The sequence below is a fragment of the Rhizobium sp. F40D2 genome (assembly GCF_051810745.2).
Lineage (GTDB): Bacteria > Pseudomonadota > Alphaproteobacteria > Rhizobiales > Rhizobiaceae > Rhizobium.
This window is the reverse complement of record NZ_JBPWQX020000005.1, coordinates 14928-36336: the sequence shown is the minus strand read 5'-3', so window position 1 is coordinate 36336 and position 21409 is coordinate 14928. Positions and strand designations below refer to the sequence as shown.

General features: G+C 59.8%; 20 protein-coding genes and 4 pseudogenes. 17 read left to right on the top strand and 7 right to left on the bottom strand.

From position 1 onward, the window contains the following. Nucleotides 1–271: 271 nt before the first annotated feature. A complete protein-coding gene (locus ACS4RS_RS32995) occupies nucleotides 272–517 on the bottom strand; it encodes a DUF982 domain-containing protein (RefSeq protein WP_439013780.1) in 246 nt (81 codons plus the stop codon). Between the two features lie 394 nt (nucleotides 518–911). Between ACS4RS_RS32995 and ACS4RS_RS32990 the strand changes: the two genes are divergently transcribed. Next, nucleotides 912–1022, top strand: a complete 111-nt coding sequence (locus tag ACS4RS_RS32990) for an EAL domain-containing protein (protein WP_449314153.1) — start codon at nucleotides 912–914, stop codon at nucleotides 1020–1022. A gap of 171 nt (nucleotides 1023–1193) precedes the next feature. Then, on the top strand, nucleotides 1194–1511 hold the full coding sequence (locus tag ACS4RS_RS32985) for a hypothetical protein (protein ID WP_439013781.1): 318 nt from the start codon (nucleotides 1194–1196) through the stop codon (nucleotides 1509–1511). 338 nt (nucleotides 1512–1849) lie between these two features. Here ACS4RS_RS32985 and ACS4RS_RS32980 read toward each other — a convergent pair. Together ACS4RS_RS32980 and ACS4RS_RS32975 are read right to left on the bottom strand one after the other, a co-directional pair. After that, nucleotides 1850–1948: pseudogene (locus tag ACS4RS_RS32980) on the bottom strand (DUF982 domain-containing protein); the annotation flags it as partial. Between the two features lie 203 nt (nucleotides 1949–2151). Beyond that, a complete protein-coding gene (locus tag ACS4RS_RS32975; protein ID WP_439013782.1) occupies nucleotides 2152–2400 on the bottom strand; it encodes a GNAT family N-acetyltransferase in 249 nt (82 codons plus the stop codon). A 264-nt stretch (nucleotides 2401–2664) separates the two neighbouring features. On the opposite strand from ACS4RS_RS32975, the gene ACS4RS_RS32970 reads away from it, so the two are divergent. From ACS4RS_RS32970 to ACS4RS_RS32950, 5 genes and pseudogenes are all read left to right on the top strand, one after another. Further along, nucleotides 2665–2982, top strand: a complete 318-nt coding sequence (locus ACS4RS_RS32970) for a plasmid stabilization protein (protein ID WP_439013783.1) — start codon at nucleotides 2665–2667, stop codon at nucleotides 2980–2982. A 44-nt stretch (nucleotides 2983–3026) separates the two neighbouring features. Then, nucleotides 3027–3346 (top strand): annotated as a pseudogene (locus ACS4RS_RS32965) (DUF3175 domain-containing protein). Nucleotides 3347–3378: 32 nt separating this feature from the next. Next, the gene (locus ACS4RS_RS32960) at nucleotides 3379–4776 is read left to right on the top strand and encodes a zinc-binding dehydrogenase (RefSeq protein WP_439013784.1); all 1398 of its coding nucleotides are present in this window, start codon (nucleotides 3379–3381) and stop codon (nucleotides 4774–4776) included. 19 nt (nucleotides 4777–4795) lie between these two features. Then, nucleotides 4796–4984 (top strand): hypothetical protein, encoded by a 189-nt coding sequence (locus tag ACS4RS_RS32955; RefSeq protein WP_439013785.1) that lies wholly within the window; start codon nucleotides 4796–4798, stop codon nucleotides 4982–4984. Nucleotides 4985–4988: 4 nt separating this feature from the next. Further along, a complete protein-coding gene (locus ACS4RS_RS32950; RefSeq protein WP_221964783.1) occupies nucleotides 4989–5225 on the top strand; it encodes a hypothetical protein in 237 nt (78 codons plus the stop codon). A gap of 291 nt (nucleotides 5226–5516) precedes the next feature. On the opposite strand, the gene ACS4RS_RS32945 is transcribed toward ACS4RS_RS32950, so the two are convergent. The 3 genes and pseudogenes from ACS4RS_RS32945 to ACS4RS_RS32935 form a co-directional block, all read right to left on the bottom strand. Further along, nucleotides 5517–6428 carry a nucleotidyl transferase AbiEii/AbiGii toxin family protein gene (locus tag ACS4RS_RS32945; RefSeq protein WP_439013786.1) on the bottom strand — a complete coding sequence of 304 codons (912 nt, stop codon included), beginning with the start codon at nucleotides 6426–6428 and terminating at the stop codon, nucleotides 5517–5519. Next, a complete protein-coding gene (locus ACS4RS_RS32940) occupies nucleotides 6418–6834 on the bottom strand; it encodes a DUF6088 family protein (protein WP_245459841.1) in 417 nt (138 codons plus the stop codon). Before ACS4RS_RS32940 ends, ACS4RS_RS32945 begins: the two co-directional genes overlap by 11 nt. Before the next feature lie 224 nt (nucleotides 6835–7058). Next, nucleotides 7059–8129, bottom strand: a pseudogene (locus ACS4RS_RS32935) (RHE_PE00001 family protein); the annotation flags it as partial. Nucleotides 8130–8240: 111 nt separating this feature from the next. Between ACS4RS_RS32935 and ACS4RS_RS32930 the strand changes: the two are divergent. From ACS4RS_RS32930 to ACS4RS_RS32910, 5 genes and pseudogenes are all read left to right on the top strand, one after another. Then, nucleotides 8241–9893 carry a transposase gene (locus ACS4RS_RS32930; RefSeq protein WP_439013787.1) on the top strand — a complete coding sequence of 551 codons (1653 nt, stop codon included), beginning with the start codon at nucleotides 8241–8243 and terminating at the stop codon, nucleotides 9891–9893. A gap of 6 nt (nucleotides 9894–9899) precedes the next feature. After that, nucleotides 9900–10778, top strand: coding sequence for a TniB family NTP-binding protein (locus ACS4RS_RS32925; protein WP_439013788.1), 879 nt, complete (start codon nucleotides 9900–9902; stop codon nucleotides 10776–10778). Continuing rightward, the gene (locus ACS4RS_RS32920; protein WP_449314152.1) at nucleotides 10775–11293 is read left to right on the top strand and encodes a TniQ family protein; all 519 of its coding nucleotides are present in this window, start codon (nucleotides 10775–10777) and stop codon (nucleotides 11291–11293) included. Before ACS4RS_RS32925 ends, ACS4RS_RS32920 begins: the two co-directional genes overlap by 4 nt. 742 nt (nucleotides 11294–12035) lie before the next feature. Further along, nucleotides 12036–12416, top strand: a pseudogene (locus tag ACS4RS_RS32915) (transposase); the annotation flags it as partial. A gap of 322 nt (nucleotides 12417–12738) precedes the next feature. Next, nucleotides 12739–14220, top strand: coding sequence for an MFS transporter (locus tag ACS4RS_RS32910; RefSeq protein ID WP_439013790.1), 1482 nt, complete (start codon nucleotides 12739–12741; stop codon nucleotides 14218–14220). Nucleotides 14221–14242: 22 nt separating this feature from the next. Here the strand turns inward: ACS4RS_RS32910 and ACS4RS_RS32905 are convergent, their stop codons facing one another. Further along, complete coding sequence (locus tag ACS4RS_RS32905; protein WP_449314157.1) at nucleotides 14243–17167, bottom strand: ATP-binding protein; 2925 nt, start codon at nucleotides 17165–17167, stop codon at nucleotides 14243–14245. Nucleotides 17168–17407: 240 nt separating this feature from the next. On the opposite strand from ACS4RS_RS32905, the gene ACS4RS_RS32900 reads away from it, so the two are divergent. The 5 genes from ACS4RS_RS32900 to ACS4RS_RS32880 are packed head-to-tail and all read left to right on the top strand — an operon-like array spanning nucleotide 17408 to nucleotide 21400. Then, entirely contained in the window at nucleotides 17408–17839 is a 432-nt protein-coding gene (locus ACS4RS_RS32900; RefSeq protein WP_439013700.1) for a heme-binding protein, read from the top strand. A 12-nt stretch (nucleotides 17840–17851) separates the two neighbouring features. Further along, nucleotides 17852–18907, top strand: coding sequence for an NAD(P)-dependent alcohol dehydrogenase (locus tag ACS4RS_RS32895; protein ID WP_439013701.1), 1056 nt, complete (start codon nucleotides 17852–17854; stop codon nucleotides 18905–18907). Nucleotides 18908–18955: 48 nt separating this feature from the next. Further along, entirely contained in the window at nucleotides 18956–19651 is a 696-nt protein-coding gene (locus ACS4RS_RS32890) for a DJ-1/PfpI family protein (protein ID WP_439013702.1), read from the top strand. 14 nt (nucleotides 19652–19665) lie between these two features. Further along, nucleotides 19666–19992, top strand: coding sequence for an antibiotic biosynthesis monooxygenase (locus ACS4RS_RS32885; RefSeq protein ID WP_439013703.1), 327 nt, complete (start codon nucleotides 19666–19668; stop codon nucleotides 19990–19992). After that, nucleotides 19985–21400 (top strand): aldehyde dehydrogenase family protein, encoded by a 1416-nt coding sequence (locus ACS4RS_RS32880; RefSeq protein WP_439013704.1) that lies wholly within the window; start codon nucleotides 19985–19987, stop codon nucleotides 21398–21400. Before ACS4RS_RS32885 ends, ACS4RS_RS32880 begins: the two co-directional genes overlap by 8 nt. Nucleotides 21401–21409: the final 9 nt, after the last annotated feature.

Sequence of the window (21409 nt, the reverse complement as noted above, 5' to 3'; positions counted from 1 at the left end):
ACCCGACCCTACCGGAAATCACCGATGGCTATGAAACCCAGCTACACCACTCCATGGGACACGATCTAGGAGCAGGTCTCGTCGCGTTCCGCACCAGATTCGAGTGAACGGATGCGCTCGAAGAGTGTGCGCGCTTCGACTGCCATTTGGTACGCCTCGAAGCTTGCCGGTGGCGCGTATCGCGAGACGAAGCTTTTCTCCAATTCCGCCCTCTCGCGAGGCGTTCCAGATCAAACGGCTGCGTAACTAACGAGCGCACTTTACGCAGTCTTTAAGGGCGGAGGATACCCGCTTCGATCGCCGCTTCCAAAAAAGCGCGTGCCGCCGCGGCATGCTCCGCTTCTCCGCTGAGCGACTTCATGCAGGCACGTTTTGCAATTGCGAAAGATTTCCCGCCTTTTTCGGGCCAACAGGTCATGAGGGTCGCAAGGGCCTCGCGGCTGTTTTTGACGCTTTTGAAGTGATCACCGCCCCCGACCGCGACCTCGATAGGCGTAAGCCAGATTTCCGTCGGCATCGATGCCTCCTGCTCATGAGTCTGACAAGGTAAATGCCCCGGTGCGAACGGCGTTCCAACGCTAGGACCTCGGTCTGATGGGTGCAGTTGCGAGAACCTGTTGCGCGGTAACCGGTGCTCCAATTCGAAGGCGCCGCCTCAATCCGTTATCGCCTTTCCATGGACGAGCAATGGGGATTTTCTCCATGGAACCGCATGCTGCATATCGGGCAACATCACTCACCCAACCGGGTGATTGCAGTCACCGGTCCGGTCTAAAGTTTAGAGCAGGTTTCCGGCGACCCTTCGCGAAAAGTCGCCGACTTAACGGTGGTCGTCTTTCGATCCTTCTACCGCCGTTCGCGAAGCGCGGTCGCGCCGGCTGGAGCGGAAAATACTTCTTCAGAACCGGCTGTTGTTCCTGCAGTTCCAGCCGCAGATCGATTTCGGAAGCAGGCGTCTCGTCGGCGCGGAGGCTTTGATCAGATGGAACCATCCGGAGTTCGAGTCGATATCTCCGGCCTAGGTCATCCCGATCGCTGAATCCTTGCCTGCCTATCCCTGCTAGAGCCCTCGATTGTTGACCGCGCGATGCCTCTCGAACGCGGCAGTGCATTTGTCGGCGGCAGCGGAACAATGATCCAAGAACGAGGTTCTGAGTGGGTCAAGCACGCAAAGACCCCAAGGAGGACTTAAAATGCGCATGAAACTCGTAGCAGCTTCGCTCTTGGCTATCGGCATGTCCACATCCGCCTTCGCCCAGTCCAACCCGGCGCCGGCCGGCGCGACGATCGACAAGAACCAAGCCGATCAGGGTGGTGGCGCAACCACCGACACCAAGGCCAAAAAGCCAATGGCAACGGATTCAACCACCACGAATTCCACGACTAGCGGCACAACGATGGACAAGTCCAAGTGCCCCAATCCGGTCAATAACTCTGCCAACCTTCAGACACAGGGCGGCACGAGCAACGCCACCCCGATGGATGAAGCCTGTGCGGCCCATAACAATTGAGCGGCGTCTTCATGAACACCCTGCCGGATGAGCTGTTTCCTTAAAGCTGGCGGTTCACCAACGGGGAAAATCCATGGGCTGGGTCCTGTATCGTACAGGGCTCAGCCCTGTGAGTTCAGCCTGATGCCGTCGTTGTTGTACCGTCGTTCCCGAGTTCACTTCCTGCAGGAGGCATCGTTACACGTCACCAATCACAGGCGCATGGTTTTTACCGCCTGTACGAAGCTGCGACGCGGAGGAAGGTTTGGCAACAACTCGTTGTTGAACCGGTTCTGCTGAAATGTCTCGCGACAACGGGAGCCGCCTCAAACGAGAGCCGCGACATAGCGGTGCGAGGAGAGGGCCCGCGCGGTCTCTGCTTCGATTTCACGGCGCAATGCGGCTCTGCATGCCTTGAGTGCGACCGGGTGCGTCGCGTCTCTCAGTGAAGCCGGCCATCGAAGGGCCGATTTTGGAAAACATGGAACTGGATTCAATGGCCGGAATGAGGGCGCCGAGGCGAATCTGAGGCACTAGGTATGCGCTGCTCGTGTGCACGCGCCATCTAGAGGAACCCCTCTGAGGAGCGCGCGTGGAGGCCACTCCGTCGGGAAGATAGGGCGGTTTCAGTACCCCACATATCCTCCTTCTCGCCGCGTCCTCACGCGCAGTCAAATGTCTGCGCACCAATTGTGAAAGTGGCTAGTCCGAGGCGCTCGAAATCATGCCTGAGATAGAATCGGATCGCCCGCTGATTTTCACGGAGCACCGCGAGCCAGATCGCGCTCGTCCGAAGCGAAGCGGCTCGTTCAAGCGACGCCTTCGAGAGCGGCGCGCCCAGACGTTGGGCAAGGAAGTCCCGTAACACGTAGATCTTTTGGAGCTGGGCGAGATCCGATTGTGGAAGCATTTTCGTTCAGGGCGGACATTTAAGCTTCGCATAGCCAACGGGCAGCTCAGCGGCGAAGGCGAGCCAATAGTGATTTTCCGGCTCCCTGAGACTATGCTTGGTCTTTGCTACGCCGAATGAGTCGTTCCTTAGGGATGGTCGTTGTACGGAACCGCACGCAACTGACGATTTCCGACAGAAGCCGACGTCTGGGGCGCCCGGTCGAGGAACATTGGCGGCGAGACGTCGTTTTCCTTGCTTCATCCAAGCAAGAGGAGATGTTCCATGCCACAGGGTGACAAATCCGCCTATACCGACAAGCAGAAACGCAAGGCCGAGCATATCGAGGAAGGCTACGAGGATCGTGGGGTTTCCGCGAAGGAAGCCGAACGCCGGGCCTGGGCCACCGTCAACAAGGAAAGTGGCGGTGGCAAGAAGTCAGGCTCTGGCCGCGGCCATGCCGAAAACCACGCCTCCTCCAAAAAGGGCGGACGCAAGGGCGGCGTAGGCGCCGCGTCGCGCACCAAGGAAGAACGCTCGGCTTCAGCGAAAAAAGCTGCAGCCACTCGCAAGCGCAACGAGCACCACGCGCATCATTCATAAGACAGGACATCACGTCAGTGGCGCCGTTCTATGGAGGAACGCTCATGCCGAAGAATAAATCCAAACAGAAATGGTCGCAGGATGTGACCGACCCGATGCGATGGATCTGAAAGGCGGCGTCTTCAAGCGGCGCAGTGCCAAGAAGATCGCCGACTCGCTGCAGACATCGGCCGAACAGAGCGACCGCCGCAAGGCCAGTCCTTTCCAGTCCGCCATGTCGATGCTGGATTTCCATATTAATCGCGCCGGCAAGCCACTGTCGAAGTCGAGGTTGGCGACGCTCGACAGGGCCAAGGTCGAGTTGCGCAAGGACTTCGGCAAGGAGCCGAAACGCTTATCATCCGAGCGGCATAGCAGCCAATAATCCGGTCACCGCTAAGCGATCCGCGCCGAAAGATGAACGACTGCATTGGGCGGCGGTGTACTTTTCAAAATTTACTCTCCAGCTCTCAAAGGAAACCGATCATGCAAGCTGTCCGTATCCACCGCTTCGGCGGTCCGGAAGTTATGGCAATCGAGGAAATTGATCGACCAACGCCTGCCGCCGACGAGGTCGTCATCAAGGTCTTTGCTGCAAGCGTCAATCCGGTCGACGCGAAGATGCGCGAGGGCAAATATCCCGTCGTCACCGAAAAGGATCTTCCCTATGTGCTTGGCCGAGATGTCAGCGGCGAGATTGCTGCCGCCGGTTCCGACGTTGCCAGCTTCCTGGTCGGCGACGAGGTCTTTGCATTCCTGGCCCCGGAACATGGCGGCTACGAGGAGTACGTTCTGGCGCGGACTGACGAGATCGCTGCCAAGCCAAAATCACTGGACGCGGTCGGCGCAGCCGCCGCACCGCTCGCTGGTATCACCGCGTGGCAGGGCCTGTTCGAGCATGGCGCTCTCCAATCAGGCCAACGCGTTCTTGTTCATGGTGGTGCCGGTGGCGTCGGTCATTTGGCCATTCAGTTCGCCAAGGCGAAGGGTGCCTGGGTCGCAACGACCGTGTCCTCGTCCGACAAGGACTTCGTGACCGATCTCGGCGCTGACCAGGTGATCGATTACAAGGCGGAAAAGTTCGAAGACGTGATTGCGCCTGTAGACCTGGTGTTCGACCTGATCGGCGGCGAGACACAGGAGCGTAGCTTCAGCGTCGTCAAGCCAGGAGGAGCGCTGATCTCGACGCTCCAGGAGCCGGACAAGGCACGAGCCAAGAAACTGAACCTTCGCGCGGGACGATACACCGCTCAGCCGAATGGCGCTCAATTACAGGAGATCGCGGCGCTGATCGATCAAGGCAAGGTGAAGGTCCTCGTTGCCAGCACCTTCGGGCTACGCCAAGTCGCAGAAGCCCAGTCCGCCCTCAAGGAAAAGCACATCCGCGGCAAAGTCGTCCTGAAGGTCATCGAACAGCAAGCAAGAACCGTGATTGACGACGACACACGGAGATTGCGGGCATACCAAATCTGGGAAGACGAGGGGCGTCCGGACGGTCAGGACCTCGCGCATTGGCATAGAGCTGGTGATGTCGGCGCAACCGAGGAACGTCCTGACTATCGGCGGTACTCTTCCGGCGTCGCGCCTACTGGATCGCTGGTGATCAAATTCTATCATTCCGCCGATCAGATTCGCGGATATGTGCGCAAGGTCGCGGACACAGACACGGACGATACGATCTTTCCGGGCGAGGAGATGGAGCCGGAAGCGGCCTTCAAACTGGCAGATTCTCATAAGACCGATAGCAGCGAACTCGTCTTCGTCGAGCTTGTCGAAGGCGTTGAATGGAATCCCGCCTGGGGTCGGTTAGGATGACCGAGGAAGGAAGTCGACAATGACGAAACGCGAAACGCCGCCGGACGCCATCCCGGCCGAGACAGATGATGCCCGCTCGATAGACAGCCCCGCCGCCGATCGTCACCGCAACGATCTGGCCAAGGCGGTGGCGAAAGGATTGGACCGGGCCATGAAAGAAGCAGACCGGGCATCAGACACTCACACATCGACAACTAAGGAACGTTAGCGACATGGAAAAAAGTAAAAAGCCGTCGAAGGCAGAAATCGAGCGCGACGCCAGAGGACAGTCGGAAAGCAATCATGCCGGAGGATCCAACAACGGCGTGAGCAGCGCCAAGCCGCGTGTTATCACCCATTCGGACGACGCGACCGTCAATACGAAGACCCCGGGCAAAGATGGAGATGCCAAGGATTGGGACCTCAACTACGACGAACGTGACATGAACGAAAGCGAATTTCGGGGCTGAAGGCCGCCGGCGGGGGCCGACAATTTGTCGCACAGACCGGGCGCCTTGGCCTCTATTTGACAGATGATCGATTTGATGGCCCGTCTCCGTGAACGGACAGCAAGCGGTTCAGGGTACTGGAACTCGAGCTTCAGAACGCATTACTTAACGGCATCCCCACGGCCGGATTGCCGCCGATTAGTGAAATGCCGAGACCCTACGGCCCTTCGCCTTGACAGGAATCGAACGGCAAACCCGCACCTGAGGTTCGATAAGCTGTCGGAAATTAATCAAATTTCCAACCGCATCAAGTTAGGCCTTGCGAAGTCGCTCAGCGAACTGCTGCGTCGCCTCGAAGGCGACTTTGAACTCCGGCCTATCGCCGTAGACAAGATCACCAAGTAATTTCGAATAGCCTGCTGCAAATTCCGTATGGCTGGCCATGATCTCGTACGTGCGCAGTGTCTCGTCCCTGGGATCATCCTTGTAAGCAGGATAGTCGCCCGCGCGCGTCGCGGCTTCCGCCTTCATCGTCTCGAGCGCGATCGTGACGGCTGCATCCAGATCGTATTTACCATCCATCCGCGATAGATCGTAGACGTGTCGGACGAGCGTGTGGTCAAGCTCGCCAAGACCGGAAAAGGCGAAGCCGGCGCGACGCGCCAGAGCGACGAACTTGTCTGCCGCGGGTTCCACCAGCCTCACACATTTAACGTCGATGGCTTCCGGCCTCTCCTTCTTTGCCTCCGCTACGAACGATGACACCGAGCGCGTTTCCGGGGCTGCCGCGACCGGGAACGACGAAAGTTCGATCTTGATCTCCGGACGCAAGACGCCTTCGCCTCTCGCAATCGGCTCATACGGCAAGTCGTATCGAACGTATTTGTCGTTTTGCTTCACCTCGTAGTGGCCGTCGACAGCGAAACCAGCTGCGGCCAGCCGGTCATTCACCTCGCTCCGAAGGCGCTTCAGCACGCTCCGCGAGGTGGATTTTTTGCCAACGATGCGGAGGTCGATGTCTTCCGACATGCGCTCGAGCAGGCGGTAGGCGCGACCGAGCGCAGTCCCACCGCCGAATGCAAGAGTGAGACCATCGACCTCGACATCGTGAATCGCTGCCAACGCTTGAACGACAAACCAGTCCTTCTCGACCAACGCCGCTGACGGAAGTCCGAAATACTCCTGCACTTCGAGAAGCGTCTGACGATCGGGCTTACCTTTCAACGCGAAGCTCCGTGCGGCCGTCAGAGAGTCGCCGGTTAAAACGCGTCTTGACCTTGACCGTCGGATTGACCGGAATCTGCGTCGAGCGGCCTTCGTTGTAAGCCTTGGTGCTGTCGCTCTGCTCCCAGGCGACACCCAGTTTGGTAAGGGCTTGAAGCGCCGCACTATGGAAACCGTTCGAGCTCGAAATAATCGGCCGGCCCGATATCCGAGACCGCATCGCGCGGGCATAGACGCCATAGCCGAGGCGCATCAGGCTGCCGTCCTTGACAAGCGACCGCAAAGCGCGAAGAACCTGATCCTCGCCACTCAGATCGGCAAAATCGCGAGGCAAGAAGACGTCGGTCTTCTTAGTCCTGGCGACGCGATTTTCAATTCGCTTTTTCAACGTCTTCGGCTGGCTCACAGTCAACCTCGTTGTTACAAAAACCCGACAATGTGTATATGCAAAAACCCGACATCTGGCAAGGTTTATCCACGCGACCTCCCGATTAGAGCAATTTTTCCCCTCGCCCAGACCCTACCCCTACGGTTAGAGGAGCTGTCTCCGTCACGCGGCAAGACCACATGGGTGGCACTTGAAGCGAGCAAAGACTTCGGGAATCTTCCTCCACCCTAGGGACCAGGCGGCTATACAATCCCCCATGCCCGAAACCTCCCCCTCCCCGTCATCTCGCGCAGGCCGAGTTCCAAAACAATCCGCCGCGCCGCCTGCGGCGTGACGTCCAGCGCCTTCGCCACCATCCCGGCCGACACCAGCGGCCTTGCCATCACCAGCTCCACCAGCTCCGGCAATTTCGAGGAGGCTCGCCGTCCGTCCAGTTTTCGGTCCATCATTGTTTTCGCCAGAGTCAGCCGGTCATGCTCCTTCAGCCCGATCTCGGCGGCCGCGATCAGCCCGTGGGCGATCGCCGATAGCCGCGTTTCCCGATCACGATGCCGGCGCCGATCAACGGGAATGGTTTTCAGTCCGAGGTTGATGGTGGCGAGATGCGCGCCGGTGGTGACGCCGGAGTGGCGCAGGATCGAGGCGGCCAATAGCCGCCCAAGCCAGGGTGCATGCTGGAGGACTGAAAGCTCGTTCCAGGCATCGATGGCGACAGTAGCCTGCAGCACCGCCGGCAAATTTTCGACCTGGCGCACCACGCTGCGCCATTCGTCGAGCCGCGCATCCTCGTCCCAGTCGAGGTCGTAGATCATTGGATCTCTTTCCGCCGCGCCACCACGGCCAGGCCGCGTCGCATTCTCGATCGCCGCCTCTGATCGGGCGAGCACCGCATCGATGGCGGCATAGTCGACGCCGGGGAGATTTCCGATGTCGGCACCGTCGTCCCCCTCCCCGTCCGGATCGATCGCGGCCGCGCGCCCGATGGCACCGATCGTCTGCCCCTCTTCCGTGTCAGACGACGTGATCTCCGCGGTCTTTCTGAGAGTGCGGACGCCGTCGGCCGACAGCGCCCATCCCGGCGGCTGCGCCGCAATGCGGCGGCGGGTGCGCAGCACGTCGCGCGCGATTGTCAGCTCATGGCTCGGTGTGCGAATATCTTTCGTGGCATCGTGCAAGACGAGGTCCTCGAGATGCACCAGTTCGCCGTCGATCCACAGCGAGGCGCACGCATCCGTGAAGTGGGTTCGTTCGATCCACCCCTGCCCGACCGGTGATCGCGAGACTCGCTCGTCCAGGCGAGCGAGCGCGATGCCAACTGTGGCTTTTACTTTGCGACTTCAATCCGGGAAATGTCATACCTCCGTTAGGTTTAGCCGATAAATACAAGGCGATTTTCCGCTAACGATTTCAGCGAGAGCCGCCGTTTGCCAAAGCGATTGCGCGATGGAACTCCCAGGACGGCCGCCGCGATCACGGACGAGCAATGGTCAGCGGCGCGCCGCGCGGCTCGCGAACTGGACAAGGTTCTCGATGATGGTGGTTCGAAGCAGCAAGCCGTCGCCCAGGCCGCGGCCGAATTACGACTGACCACCCGCCAAGTCTACAATCTGCTCGCACGCTATCGCACTGCGCGAACGGTAACGGCATTGCTGCCGCGCACCCCCGAAACCCGGCGCTCGCGGCTTTCGGCCGAAGTGGAGGCGATCATCGGCACGACGTTGCGCGAGCAATGGCTGGTATTGGAGGCGCCGCCTCTTGCGCCGGTCGTTGCCGAAATCCGCGCTCGCTGCGAAGAGGCCGGCTTAGCCATTCCGTCCTACGTTTCTATCTCCCGGCGTATTCCGGCATTGTTCGGACCCGAAGAAATCGCCAGGAAGCGATCGGCCAATCCAAAGCACCTGCTGCGCCTGAAACCTCGACCGGGTTACATCCACGCAACGAACCCGCTGGACGTCTGTCAGATCGATCATACGCCCGCCGATATCAATTTCGTGGAGGTCGTCGACACAAGCGGGGTGTTCGTCGGTCGACCCTATCTGACGATTGTCACCGACGTTGCGACACGATCGATCCTCGGCTTCTGCCTGACACTGGAAAAGCCGTCGGTCCTGTCTGTCGCGCTTTGCCTCGCGCATGCTATGTGCCCGAAAGAGGCCTGGCTCGCCGCACGGAACCTTGATCACCCGTGGCCGATGTTCGGTCGGCCACGGGTGCTCGTCACGGACTCGGCAAAAGAATTCAAGGGGCACGCGTTCCAACGCGGCTGCGATGACTTTGGCATCCGGATCCGCTACCGCGATCGCGGTCGGGTCCATCAGGGCGGCGTGGTCGAACGCCTCCTGGGCAAGCTCAACGCGGTGCTCGCCACCTACCCGGGCTCGTCCGGCCGATCGGTGGCGGATCGTGACGGATATCCTGCCGGTCAGCATGCCCGACTGAGTTTTGGCAATCTGGAGCGTTGCGTCGCTCTGGCGGTCATCGATCACAATCTACAGGAAAATTCCAAGACGCTGAAGGTGCCGATCACGGAATGGCGGCAGAACGGTGAGGACTTGCCGCGCTTCGAGGACGACCCGCAACATGTGTTGTTGTCGTTTCTGCCAGGAACGGAGAGACAATTGTCGCCGCAGGGCATCAGCATGTTCGCCTTGCACTATTATGCGCCATGGCTTGGCGTCCTCGTTCCGCAGCGGGACCGGCTTGGAAAACTAGAGATCCGATACGATCCCCGCGACATCAGCCATGTCTACGTCCGAGACCCGGAAACCCGGCAGTATCGGGCTGTCGGGCGGCGCGATGGTCGACTGACGTCGCTGACGCTGTGGGAGTTTGAGGCGGAGCGCGCCCGTCGGCGCACGGCAAACCGGCGCTCAAGCGTCGAACAAGTGGCGTTTCGCCGGGAAATCGCCAGCATTGCGTCGGCCGCAAAACCTTCGAAGAGCCAATTACGCGACGCCGTTCGCAGTGCACATGCCGCCGCGACGGTGAAGCCGTATTCAGCGATCCGGCCACAAGAGCCGGCGACAGCCGAACATCCTGTCCGCCAGAAACGCACTCTACCGGTCGAAGATTGGTGACCAGGCATGGCGAACCACCTCCTCGAGCATGCACGCTCCTATCTGGATCGTGACCTGGAAGAACGGGTCGCCTATGTCCGTGCTTCGCGATGGATCGGACATCAGGTGGCGCAACACGCTCATCGGCGGCTGGAGGACTTGCTGTCGCGACCACCATCGTTGCGCACGCAAGGTCTGATGCTGGTGGGACCGTACGCCAATGGCAAGACGATGATTGCCGAGCGGTTCGCTGTCGAACATTTGAGGCACTCGCCCGAACAACGAATATGGATCATCCAGACGCGCGAGGGCGCCGGGCTCGGACACTTTTACGGCAGCATTCTCCAAGGGTTGCGAGCCCCTGGCAGCGACTTTCACAATGTCGGGCGCAAGGCCGAGCAACTCGATCACCTGCTGGCGACCCTCAAACCGAGGATGCTGATTTTCGACGAGTTCCACAATGCGCTACGCGGACGCACGCGCGACGTCGAGGCTGTCTTTGCCTTCCTGCGGCGGATCGGGCGCCAGTACGATATTTCCCCGGTTCTGATCGGCGAGGTGGCCATCTACGACTTCATCAATGCCACCAGCGAGATGGCAAGCCGGTTTGACTTTCTCGCCGTTCCGCGGTGGCAATATGGCGAAGAGTATCTGATGCTCCTTGACAGCCTGGAAGCGGCCTTGCCTCTGAGAAAGGTTTCGGATCTGTCCGACGAACGGTTGGCGCGAGGCATATTCAATCTGTCGGAGGGATTGATCGGCGAGACGGTCGCCATCGTCACGAAGGCGGTGATCGCCGCGATAAGCTCCGGCGCGGAACGCGTCACCAGGGCCGGCCTCGATGAACTCCGCTATGTACCGATCTCGCAGCGACGCAACGCCGCCCTGCGCGAGAGCCTGCTATGACAACCTTCGACGGCGGGCCGAGGATCGCCATCCGCGCGCGATACGATGAAGTCGTTTCGGACCGATGGCCGGTCTTCGTCCGACCTCAGCCCGGCGAGCTGCTCTCAAGTTGGATGCATCGGCTCGCATTCGCGAACGGCATTGCCCCTCGGCCATTTGGTCGTGTGCTCGGCTTCAGCGCCGGGATGTGGTCTCCATCCCTCGACATGAATTTCCAGAGCGACGCCGTCAACATCCTCAGCGCGCACACCGGTATCTCCCTGCCGCAACTTTTCACGATGTCTCTGAAGGGATCGCCGCTGAAGCGCCTGCTGCTCCCCCTTCGCGATGATGGACGCCGCCGCAGTTCGGCTTGGCTGCAATTCTGCCCGCAATGTCTGGCCGAGGATGCCCAACCGTATTTTCGCCGGCAATGGCGCTTGTCGACGAGGATCTCTTGCCCGCATCACCGATGTGGATTGCGTGATCGATGCTCGTCTTGTCGCAGTCGCATCCGCGGCTTTCAACCAGGTTGAGCTCGTTCCACAGCATTTCTGTGTCACCTGTGGGTTCGATCTGCGACGGGCTTCAAAGGTTCCTGTCAGTCCATCGGTACGGTTGCTGGACCAGTGCCTTCACGATATCTGCAGGCTGGAGGCAATCAGCGGTTCGCTCCTCAATAATTCCCTCATCCGACGCCTGCTCGCCATTCCGGACATTTGCAGCCAATATACGGCGGCATCTCTCGTCAGCCTGTCCACGTCAGCACGCATTCGATGTTTCGTGCGCGTCGCGATGCGACCGAATGACTGGCTGATAGAGGATGACGATGCTGTGGTCGTGCTTTGGCGACGGTCCATCCTGTCGGCCGATGGACATGCTTCCTTGATAGGCTTGCTTGCGAACGCCCTTGATCGCAGGAGACTACGGCTCCGTCCTGAAAAACGCCGGCAACCGACGACCGAGCTTTCCACCTTGCTGACAGCCTACTTACGCATGATGGAAAATCCTCGACGTCGGCCTGTTTGAACAGAACTGGCGAGCTGAGGATGTCCTTGGCCTTTAGCCACAGCAGGCGCTTTTTCCGGTCGAGGGACCGCAGCATGAGGATGCCTCCTGCTCGGCCAGCCAACGATCGCGCGGCTTACAAAACAGCACCATCGACTTTTTTTGGGAACTCCGGCAGCTTCAAACCTATCGTTCCACAGTCATTTTTTCTCTGGCAACAAAGGCTTCGACAAGTGGTTGTTGAGCAGCCTGTCCTATATCGAACAAGATGCAGTAGGGGAAAGCTTTGCCGTGCACGAGACGGTCAATCATTCCAGGCATGAATATGTCCGGGATGCCGTACACGTCAATTCCGCCGAAGGATTCAATGCGCGGGTCCGCCGGACCATAGCGGGCGTTTTTCATCACATCAGCCCGGCACTTGCCGGTCTATATTTTCACGAAATCTGCTTCCGATGGTCGCAGCCCGTCGTTACCGGCCAGGTGGTGCGAAAAAGTCGAAGCGGTAAGGAAAGGACGAAAACTCTCTGGTCACGCGTGCCTCCTGCACTACAATTGCAGCAGGTGTTCCGTGCTGCTATCGGCCGCCAGATGCGCCGCAGCCATAACGGAGGCATCACCATCAAATCTGCCGTAGCTATCTTTGGTTGATAAACATCGTCTGTCTGGGGGAACAAATCTTGTTCCGACCCTAATACGGATTCCCCTGTGACAGGTTCGTAGGCGAGCCAAGAACTTCGGCTGGCCGGAATTGACGAGTTTGGGGCCGTCAAGAGAAGGCCCGCTTTCCAGTTGCCTACTCGGAAAGCTGCCGTTCGGTTGCGATTGGCTCGCGTGCTCGCTCCAGACTCATTGAAGTACCTCGGCCGCATTGCTGCACTTCCATACCAGGCGGCGCGGATAAACTTTCTCACCTTTAGTCGACTGCAGGAGTCCCGCCGAAGTACACGACAACCTCGGCGGCCCTCATGGGATGTCCGAGTTTGTCAGGTTAGTCAGACCTTGGATTGGATCTTCGGGTGATAACCAAACTGGCAAACCTCGTTGCTATTTTAGCCTTGGCCACATTTTTGGTAGGTTGATTGCGCGGCAACCATTGTTGGAACAGGGGGCGGATGAGGTGATGCGGACCGGGCTGAACGATCTCGACCGATCGGCACCAAAGCGGAGGGCACTCCATCCTTTGCTGGGAAGCTACACGGTCGCCGTTCTATGCCTGACCCTGATATTGTCGTTCATCGATCGTTTTATCATCAACCTGGTCGTAGATCCCATACGCTCTGAGCTCGGGCTTAGTGATGTGGAAATTAGTTTGCTTCAGGGCGCTGGTTTTGCCCTTATATTTGCGTTGGCGGCCCTGCCGGCCGGAAGGCTGGCAGACAAGCTGAACAGACCAAGGTTGATCGCCGGGGGCGTGGTTGTCTGGTCCTTCGCCACGATAGCTTGTGGTGTTTCTGAGGGTTTCTGGAGCTTTTTCGTCGCGCGGGTATTCCTGGGGTTCGGTGAAGCGGCCCTCATACCCGCGGCCTCCTCGCTCATTATCGATAGCTTCCCCGCAGCGCGTCGCGGTACCGCTCTCGGGATATTCTCGCTTGGCTCGACAAGCGGGAGCGGCATCGCATTGATCGTGGGAGGCGTGGTGCTTAGCTATCTCGGGTCGCGTGCAACGGCCGATTTGCCAATCATCGCTTCGCTGGCGCCCTGGCGCCAACTGATGCTCGTCATGGGAATTCCTGGCTTCCTGTTTGTGCCGTTGTTGTTGCTCATTCCAGAACCGGCTCGCGCCAATAGGCTCGCCCTGCCTGACCTGCACCTTTTGCGGCGCAATCTGATGGCAGAGCGCGGCCTTGTACTGCGCCTTTGCTTTGCAAAAGGGGTGATGAGCCTGGCTGATTTCGGGATGGCGGCATGGCTCCCGACCTTACTCATGCGGCATTATGCTACGACACCCATCGCAGCGGGCGCCACCGTTGGTATTGCCACCGCGATGGCAGGCATTATCGGTTCTATCGGCGGGGGGATGCTGTCCGATTGGAGCGCGCCACGCTCCAGTATCTCGAGACGTGCAAAGCTTATCGCGGGAAGTTATCTGATTGCTCTGTGTGGCGCCCTCTCGATCGGCCTCAGTTCTTCAAGTCTTCAAGTAGGCATCGCATTTTCCCTTTGGGTTGCGGGATCGGTGAGCGGTTCTGTTGTCGGGCGCGTTACCATGCAGGAGCGCGTCCCTAACAATATGCGGGCAACGACGGTCGCGTTGTCGATCACGATTTCGGCGATCATCGGAATAGCCGCCGGGCCAACTCTCGTGCCGGTCATCGCCGGACGAATGCATGGAGCGGACAACGCACTCCAATTTGCAATCGTCGTCGTCGGAATTATTTCCGTGATGCCGGCTTTGCTCTTGATCGTACGGTCGGCATCGACGGTATCGGTAGCGCCCGCGCCAGAAGGTTGAACATCTGCATTGCCTGGACTGTTCAAATCTTTCGAGCATGATTTGACCTCAACGCTTCATGAGCGGCGACAATGTCCATGCTCCCTGCGCGGTCGCAACGGTCGCTAATGGCCTTCAGCTCGGCCAACGGTAATGCTGCTGGGGATCCGATCTCGTTCGCGAGCTTGACGCGGCTCGTTGCGGCACGCAAGGCGAAACCGAGGGAGCCTCTATCACGCCCCAGATCCATCGCCTCCTGAAACCGCTGCGCCGCTTCTTCTGCATCGCCCTCCCGCCAAGATAGCAACCCTCGAAGATGTAGGAATTCGGCGTCGCACCATCTGTCCCCGCGCTGCCGGCAATAGTTCATGCCCTCATCGATGCTCTGGCGAGCGACCTCGACTTGGTCGTGCGAAAGCGCCGCATGAGCGAGCATCACATACCGCAGGGGTAAATGGACAAGGTAATTGCACTCACGAATGGCGCCGATTGCGTTCCTCAAACGCTGGACCGCCTCCTCGTCTCCGCGCGCGGCATCAATCGCCGCCTGATGAAAGCGGGCGAATGGTGGCCAAGTATCGATCTGGCGCGACTTCAATCGCTCGAGCAGCATCGTCGCCCGCTCTTGCGCCAAATCAACCTGTCCGCATAACAGAGCTAAGGGGGTGGCCGCGAGTGCCAGAGAATGCGCGCAAGACAAGTCGTGGTCTAAGGTCAGGGCGGCGTTCAGTGCTTCCTCCGCGATTTCGAGCGCGCGCTGATGCTGGCCGACCACCCAGGTGGACATCGAAAGATGATTCCGGAAATTGACGAATCTGTCGATCTGGAACCGTGATGTCTGACTGCGATTGCCGAAAACAGTATGCTCGCGAGCCAGACGTTCGAGACCCGCATGTCCCGATCTGATGTTTCCCTGGTAGAATTCGCAGGTAAAGAACTGCCGATCGGCATTTGGGGCTGCAGAGTAATCGTCAACAGACGCCATGAAGCGGCGAAGGTCGACAATCGTCTCTAGCGCCCGTTGATGAAAGCCCATGGCAGACTGGATGTTTGCCAGGCCGATCTTCGTCCGGAGGCAGTGTTCCACGCTTCCCGCTTTCAAAGCGAGCTCGAAACCCCTCGTCCAGGTGGCTTCGAGCTCTTCACCAAAAGGATAGCGATAGCAGAGATTCCAGCCATGCGCCGCGACCAGCTTCATACGGAGCGCGAGATGATCATCAGGCAGGTCGTCCAGCGCCGACAGCGCCTTTTCGACGCGTGACCCGCTTTCCACCATTGTCGAGCATTCTACCCAGAAAGGCAAAGCAGCAACCGTCAGCCGCACCCCAAGTTCGGCCTGTCCATGCGAGCGATAGGCCCAATCGATCATACGGCGGAGATCCGCGCTCCAGCCACCATAGAGTGCCATCCAGTCTTCACGCGGCCGCCATGTCCATTCCTTCTCGGCCCTTTCGAACAGCGCAAGAATGAAGCGGCCATACGCGATCATGGCGACCTCCTGCTCGCCCTGTGCAATGAGCCGCTCATTGGCGAACGTTCGGGTACTGTCGAGCAACCGGTATCGGCGACGTCTTCCCGTGTAGTTGACCGACACCATGGATTTGATCGCGAGGGCTTCCAGCCATGCGGTGACGTCTTCCTCATTCGCCAAGTGTCCAAATGCGTCTATGACATCGCCGAGCGAAAAGGTGCCGCCGAAAACGGAAAGGTGACGTAGTAGCCGGGCCTCGTTCTCCGAAAGCAGCCGGTAACTCCAGTTGAGCGTCGCCGTCAGCGTCTTGTGCCGGTCCATGCCATCTCCGCGCGACGCCAGCGCTTCGAAGTCACGTTCAAGCATTTGCAGCAGCCCCGCGGGACCGCTTTTCTCGAGTTGCGAAGCCGCCAGTTCGATCGCCAGCGCAATACCGTCGAGACGCCGGCTCAAACTCGCGAGCGCAGGGACGTCTGGGTCCGTCAGTCGATAGCCATGTGCCTCTGCACGTCGAACCAGCAATTCGATCGCCGAAAAGGCCATTGCCGACCCGGCATCCAGAATCGCGTCCTCGGGCGGACACAGAAGAGGCGGGAGCCGATGGACCGTCTCGAACCTGCATCTTAACGGTTCGCGGCTTGTCGCGATGACATTCAACCCGTGCAATGCGTGGTTCAGATGATCTGTTATGCTGGCTACTGTCGCCAAGACGTGCTCGCAATTGTCGAGGACCAGAAGCCGGTTCTGGCCGCGCAACGCGTCAACGAGGCCTTCCAGTGTGTCGATCGGCTCGCTTTCGATGCCGAGCGCACGGCTGATGGCCAGGGCGACAAGCTGCCCATTTTCGATCGCGGCCAGGTCAACGAAGCACACGGCTTGCGCCTCGGCATCACCGATGTTTCTTGCGGCTGCGATAGCGATGCTCGTCTTGCCGACGCCGGCGGGTCCGACGATCGTGAGCAGCCGGGTCTGGCGCAACGCCTCGACAATCCCCGCCAAGGCATCGGCGCGGCCGACCAGGGGCTTTGACGGAGGTAGCGCGCCGTCAATCTCCTTGATCGACGCGGGAAGCGCTGACTCCCGTGGACCCAGCACCGTCAGCGGTGCAACGAAGCGATATCCCCGGCCCGGGACCGTCGCTATGCATGGAACGTCAATGCCGTTGACCTGCAGTGCACGGCGCAGAGCAGCAATGTTGACCTTGAGGTTGCTTTCCTCGACGAACAAGCTGGGCCACGCCGCGTTAAAGAGTTCGTCCTTGTTGACGACCTGGCCTGGCCGGCGCACGAGCGCGTGAAGCAAATCCATCGCGCGCGATCCGACGCGGATCGGGATATCGCCGCAAAGTAGCGATTGCCGAGCTGGTGTGAAACGGCAGTTGCCGAAGCAATAGGTCGTGGCATCGATCGCATCAGCCCCTTCCATCATTCCCCCTTTCGCGGCGGCAATTGTGAGAACGCGATGCGTTGCAGACGCGCCCCCCCCGACGATGGCCACCAAATGGTTTTCTGACCATTCCGGGCTTTTCAGGCCTCCATAACCTTATACCAGCAGATTCACCTTTTTTAACCGGCCATGTCGGTGCTGCAGTGCTATCAAGATAGCGGGCTGACCGGGTGATCGACATCCCACAGCGTTCGCGCAGGTTCGCCAACATTCAGCACGTTCGAGCTTCCAGTGGTCGTTTCTGGCCATGGCGGTTTGCGTCTGGACCGGATTGATCGAGGAGGCCAGGATATGCCCCGCGCGCTGAGCACACTTACATTGTCGGACGCCAAGCAGATGCTTGAGGCGGGCGAGGCAAAGGCGGCCGACCTCGGCATTCCCTACAATATCGCTGTGGTCGACGTGGGTGGCGCATTGATCGCATTCGCGCGCCAGGACGGCGCGCTCGAAGGGAGCATCGATCTTGCAATCGGCAAGGCGAAGACCGCGCGGATGTTCGACAAGACGACGGAGTATCTCGCTGAACTTGCACAGCCCGGAGCCCCTCTGTTCGGGATAGAGCAGAGCAATGCCGGCCACGTCGTGATTTTCGGCGGAGGTTTGCCAGTCACCATCGAAGACCAGATCGTCGGTGCCGTCGGCACCAGTGCCGGTTCGGTCGACCAGGACATCGCGGTCGCCGAGGCGGCGGCCGCCGCGATCACAACAAACCCAAAAGCCTGAAGGAGGCCAGTGATGAAAGCTGCGCGCATTCTTGAATACAAGAAGCCCCTTACCCTCGAGGACATCAAGGTTCCGGACATTCAGCCTGACGAGGTCCTCGTAAAGGTCGCTGCTTGCGGCATGTGCCGTTCGGACGTGCTCCTGATCGATGGCTTCTTCCAGGGTTATGGCGATATTCCACCCCCCGTTATTCCTGGCCACGAGATTACTGGCACGGTCGAGAAGATCGGCGGCGTCGTGGCCAAGGCTGCAGGCCTGGAGGAAGGTGACCACGTCGTCGTGTCACCCGGCTGGGGTGACGGCGTATGCAAGCATTGCCAGGTTGGCAACACGCACATCTGCCCCAATGTCCGCTGGCCCGGCTTTGGTACGTATGGTGGCTTCGCCGAATATATCCCGGTACCGGCCCGTTATGCCATCAAGGTCGCCAAGCATCTCAAATTCGAGCAGCTTGCACCACTGACCGACGCCGGGCTGACCCCCTATCGCGGGCTCAAGAAGATCCGCGACGCCGGCGGCCTCGGCCCCGACCGGGTGATCGGCGTGTTCGGCATCGGCGGCCTTGGCGCCTACGCCGTCCAATATGCCAAGCTGCTGGGCGCAGGTGGCCCTGTCGTCGCCGTCGCGCGAAACGAGGAAAAGCTTCAGGTCGCGAAGAAATATGGCGCCGACCACATCATCGCGATCGAAGGCAAGTCCTCCGAAGAGGTGGGAAAGGAGCTTAAAAAGGCGACCGGCCAAGACAAATTTGACGCGATCATCGACTGCGCGGGTGCGACCGAGATGATGCAGCTCGGCTTCTCGCGCCTCGCGATCAGCGGTCACTATGCCGACGTCGGCTTCATCGGCGACCGGATCAATATTCCGCTGTTCCCGCGTGTGTCCGGCGAGCAGACTTTTCACGGCTCATTTTGGGGAAACAACGCCGATCTGATCGAGGTCATGGCGCTCGCCGCGGAAGGCAAGATTCAGCACACGATCAAGACGATCTCGTTCGACGATATCAACGAATACATCGATCTCATGCGCGACAATAAGGTCGTCGGGCGTGCGGTCGTCACGTTCTGACCGCGTCGATCGCGAGAATAAGTCGAACTATATGTCTAGGAGACAATCATGACCCAGCATGTCCTATTCATCGTCACTAACGCCGCGGTTATCGGCCCACAAAGCCGCAAAACCGGCTTCTTCTTTGCAGAGATCGCGCATCCGTTCGAGGTGCTCGACGCCGCCGGTATCGCGGTGGAGTTCGCTTCGCCCGCCGGCGGATGGACGCCTTATGACGCATACGATGACAAGGACCCGGCGCAGAAGGCGTTTTTCGAGAGCAAGGCTTTTCGCCGGCTGAATCGTAGCCGCAAACTCTGCGAGGTGGATGCGGCTGACTACGATGCCATTCTCGTGCCCGGCGGCCTCGGACCCATGGTCGACATTCAGCGCAATGCGGAGGTCCAGCAGGCAATCGTGCGCTCCTGGACGACGGGCAAGCTCGTCAGCGCCGTTTGCCACGGACCCTGCGCGCTTCTTGGCGTGGACCTTGGAGACGGCACGCCGTTCGTGCACGGCAAGAAGCTCACATCCTTCTCGAAGAAGGAAGAATACGACTATGCGCGCGAGGATGTGCCCTACGAACTCGAGGATGCGCTGAGAGCAGAGGGGGCGGAATATTCGTCGGTTGCCAATTGGCAGCCGCATGTCGTCGTCGATGGACGCTTGATCACCGGACAGAACCCCGCTTCGGCGGGTGAACTTGGGAAGAAACTGCTTGCCGCCCTGCGGGACCGTGCCACGGAGATTGAGGCGCACCGTTAGCCGGGAGAACCACCATGTCGCATTCATCCGTCAAAATCACCGCCAGCCTGACGGCTCTTCCTGGCAAAGCCGAGGAACTGCGCGGATTGCTGCTCGACATGGCGCCGCATTGTCGCGCTGAACCGGGCAATCTGCGATGGGATGTCTGGCGGGATACTGCAATGCCCGAGCGCTACGTGCTCGACGAACTTTATCGGGACGTTGAGGCGGTCGATGCACATCGCCAGACGCCGCATTACCAAGCCTATCTCGCCAAAGTGCCCGGTTTGGCAGATCGCTCGGCGCTCGTTCTCGAAGCTGTCGCGCTTGAAGATAACCGGTCCGGAGGATCCCATGCTTGAGGTCGTGCAAGCCTATGATCGCGAACATATCGCCGATTTGCCGACAGACGATGCCACGGCGCTCGAACGCAAGCTGACCGTCGCTCACGAGCGCTTTAAAGATCGGGGCGGCTGGCTGAAGCCGCACCAACGTATGGCTGTCTTGCGTCGGCTTGCGGATCTGGTCTTGCAGCAACGCGAGACATTCGCGATGCGCATTGCGCGCGAAGGGGGCAAGCCTTACACTGATGCGCTGGTTGAAACCGATCGCGCCATCGACGGGATCCGCGACGCCGCCGATCTGCTTCGCACCCGCGGCGGCACCGAGATACCGATGGGGCTGACCCCAGCCAGCGATGGGCGGCGCGCCTGGACGATCCTGGAACCCATCGGCGTGGTTGCTGCGATCTCGGCGTTCAACCATCCCCTCAACCTCATCGTGCATCAGGTCGCGCCGGCGATCGCCACGGGCTGCCCGGTCATCATCAAACCCGCCGCGGCGACACCGCTTTGCTGCCTCGAGCTGGTAAAGCTCGTCCATGAAGCCGGCATGCCGGAAGGCTGGGTTCAGACCCTACTCCCCGAGAACCGGGATCTGTCGAGCGCTTTTGCGAGCGATCCGCGAGTGGCCTTCCTCAGCTTCATCGGCTCGGGCGCTGTGGGCTGGCATTTGCGCGCCAATCTGGCGCCAGGAACGCGCTGCGCTCTCGAGCATGGCGGTGTCGCGCCGGCGATCGTGGACAAGAGCGCCGATCTCGATGCGATCATCGAGCCGATCACTAAGGGCGGCTACTATCATGCCGGGCAAGTCTGTGTGTCGGTACAACGCATCTACGTGCAAAATGCTATCAAGGACTCCTTGGTAGAGCGCTTTTCGGAGCGGGTCGCGCGCCTCCGCGTTGGCGACCCGATTCACCCAGAAACCGAAGTCGGTCCACTCATCAATCCGACGGAAGCCACGCGGGTCGAAACTTGGATCGAGGAAGCAGTTAGTGCCGGGGCGCGCCAAATCGGCGGAGGTCGTATCAGCAACACCACTCTCAAGCCCGCAATTTTGGTCGATCCGCCACGCCAGGCAAAAGTCTCGATGTATGAGGTTTTCGGGCCGGTCACTTGTGTCTACGGGTATGACGAGATCGACGAGGCGATCGATGCCGCCAACGCTCTTCCCGTCGCTTTCCAGGCAAGCATCTTCACGCGCAGCCTTGACGTCGCTCTCGACGCCGCCGAGCGGCTGGACGCCTCGGCAGTGATGGTGAACGATCACAGTGCGTTTAGGACCGACTGGATGCCTTTCGCCGGCCGGCGGGAATCGGGCTACGGCGTCGGCGGCATTCCCTACACAGCGCGCGAGATGACCGTGGAGAAGATGATCGTCTTCAAACGGCAGTACCACTCGTCCTCGCGGCGCCCCCCGACAAGGGCGTAGTCGGACGAC

Coding starts and splice junctions, on each gene's coding strand:
- ACS4RS_RS32910 (WP_439013790.1), top strand. CDS start 12,739: ATGTCCGAGTTTGTCAGGTTAGTCAGACCTTGGATTGGATCTTCGGGT.
- ACS4RS_RS32975 (WP_439013782.1), bottom strand. CDS start 2,400: ATGCTTCCACAATCGGATCTCGCCCAGCTCCAAAAGATCTACGTGTTA.
- ACS4RS_RS32985 (WP_439013781.1), top strand. CDS start 1,194: ATGCGCATGAAACTCGTAGCAGCTTCGCTCTTGGCTATCGGCATGTCC.
- ACS4RS_RS32890 (WP_439013702.1), top strand. CDS start 18,956: ATGACCCAGCATGTCCTATTCATCGTCACTAACGCCGCGGTTATCGGC.
- ACS4RS_RS32895 (WP_439013701.1), top strand. CDS start 17,852: ATGAAAGCTGCGCGCATTCTTGAATACAAGAAGCCCCTTACCCTCGAG.
- ACS4RS_RS32970 (WP_439013783.1), top strand. CDS start 2,665: ATGCCACAGGGTGACAAATCCGCCTATACCGACAAGCAGAAACGCAAG.
- ACS4RS_RS32900 (WP_439013700.1), top strand. CDS start 17,408: ATGCCCCGCGCGCTGAGCACACTTACATTGTCGGACGCCAAGCAGATG.
- ACS4RS_RS32955 (WP_439013785.1), top strand. CDS start 4,796: ATGACGAAACGCGAAACGCCGCCGGACGCCATCCCGGCCGAGACAGAT.
- ACS4RS_RS32995 (WP_439013780.1), bottom strand. CDS start 517: ATGCCGACGGAAATCTGGCTTACGCCTATCGAGGTCGCGGTCGGGGGC.
- ACS4RS_RS32925 (WP_439013788.1), top strand. CDS start 9,900: ATGGCGAACCACCTCCTCGAGCATGCACGCTCCTATCTGGATCGTGAC.
- ACS4RS_RS32920 (WP_449314152.1), top strand. CDS start 10,775: ATGACAACCTTCGACGGCGGGCCGAGGATCGCCATCCGCGCGCGATAC.
- ACS4RS_RS32960 (WP_439013784.1), top strand. CDS start 3,379: ATGAACGACTGCATTGGGCGGCGGTGTACTTTTCAAAATTTACTCTCC.
- ACS4RS_RS32950 (WP_221964783.1), top strand. CDS start 4,989: ATGGAAAAAAGTAAAAAGCCGTCGAAGGCAGAAATCGAGCGCGACGCC.
- ACS4RS_RS32885 (WP_439013703.1), top strand. CDS start 19,666: ATGTCGCATTCATCCGTCAAAATCACCGCCAGCCTGACGGCTCTTCCT.
- ACS4RS_RS32880 (WP_439013704.1), top strand. CDS start 19,985: ATGCTTGAGGTCGTGCAAGCCTATGATCGCGAACATATCGCCGATTTG.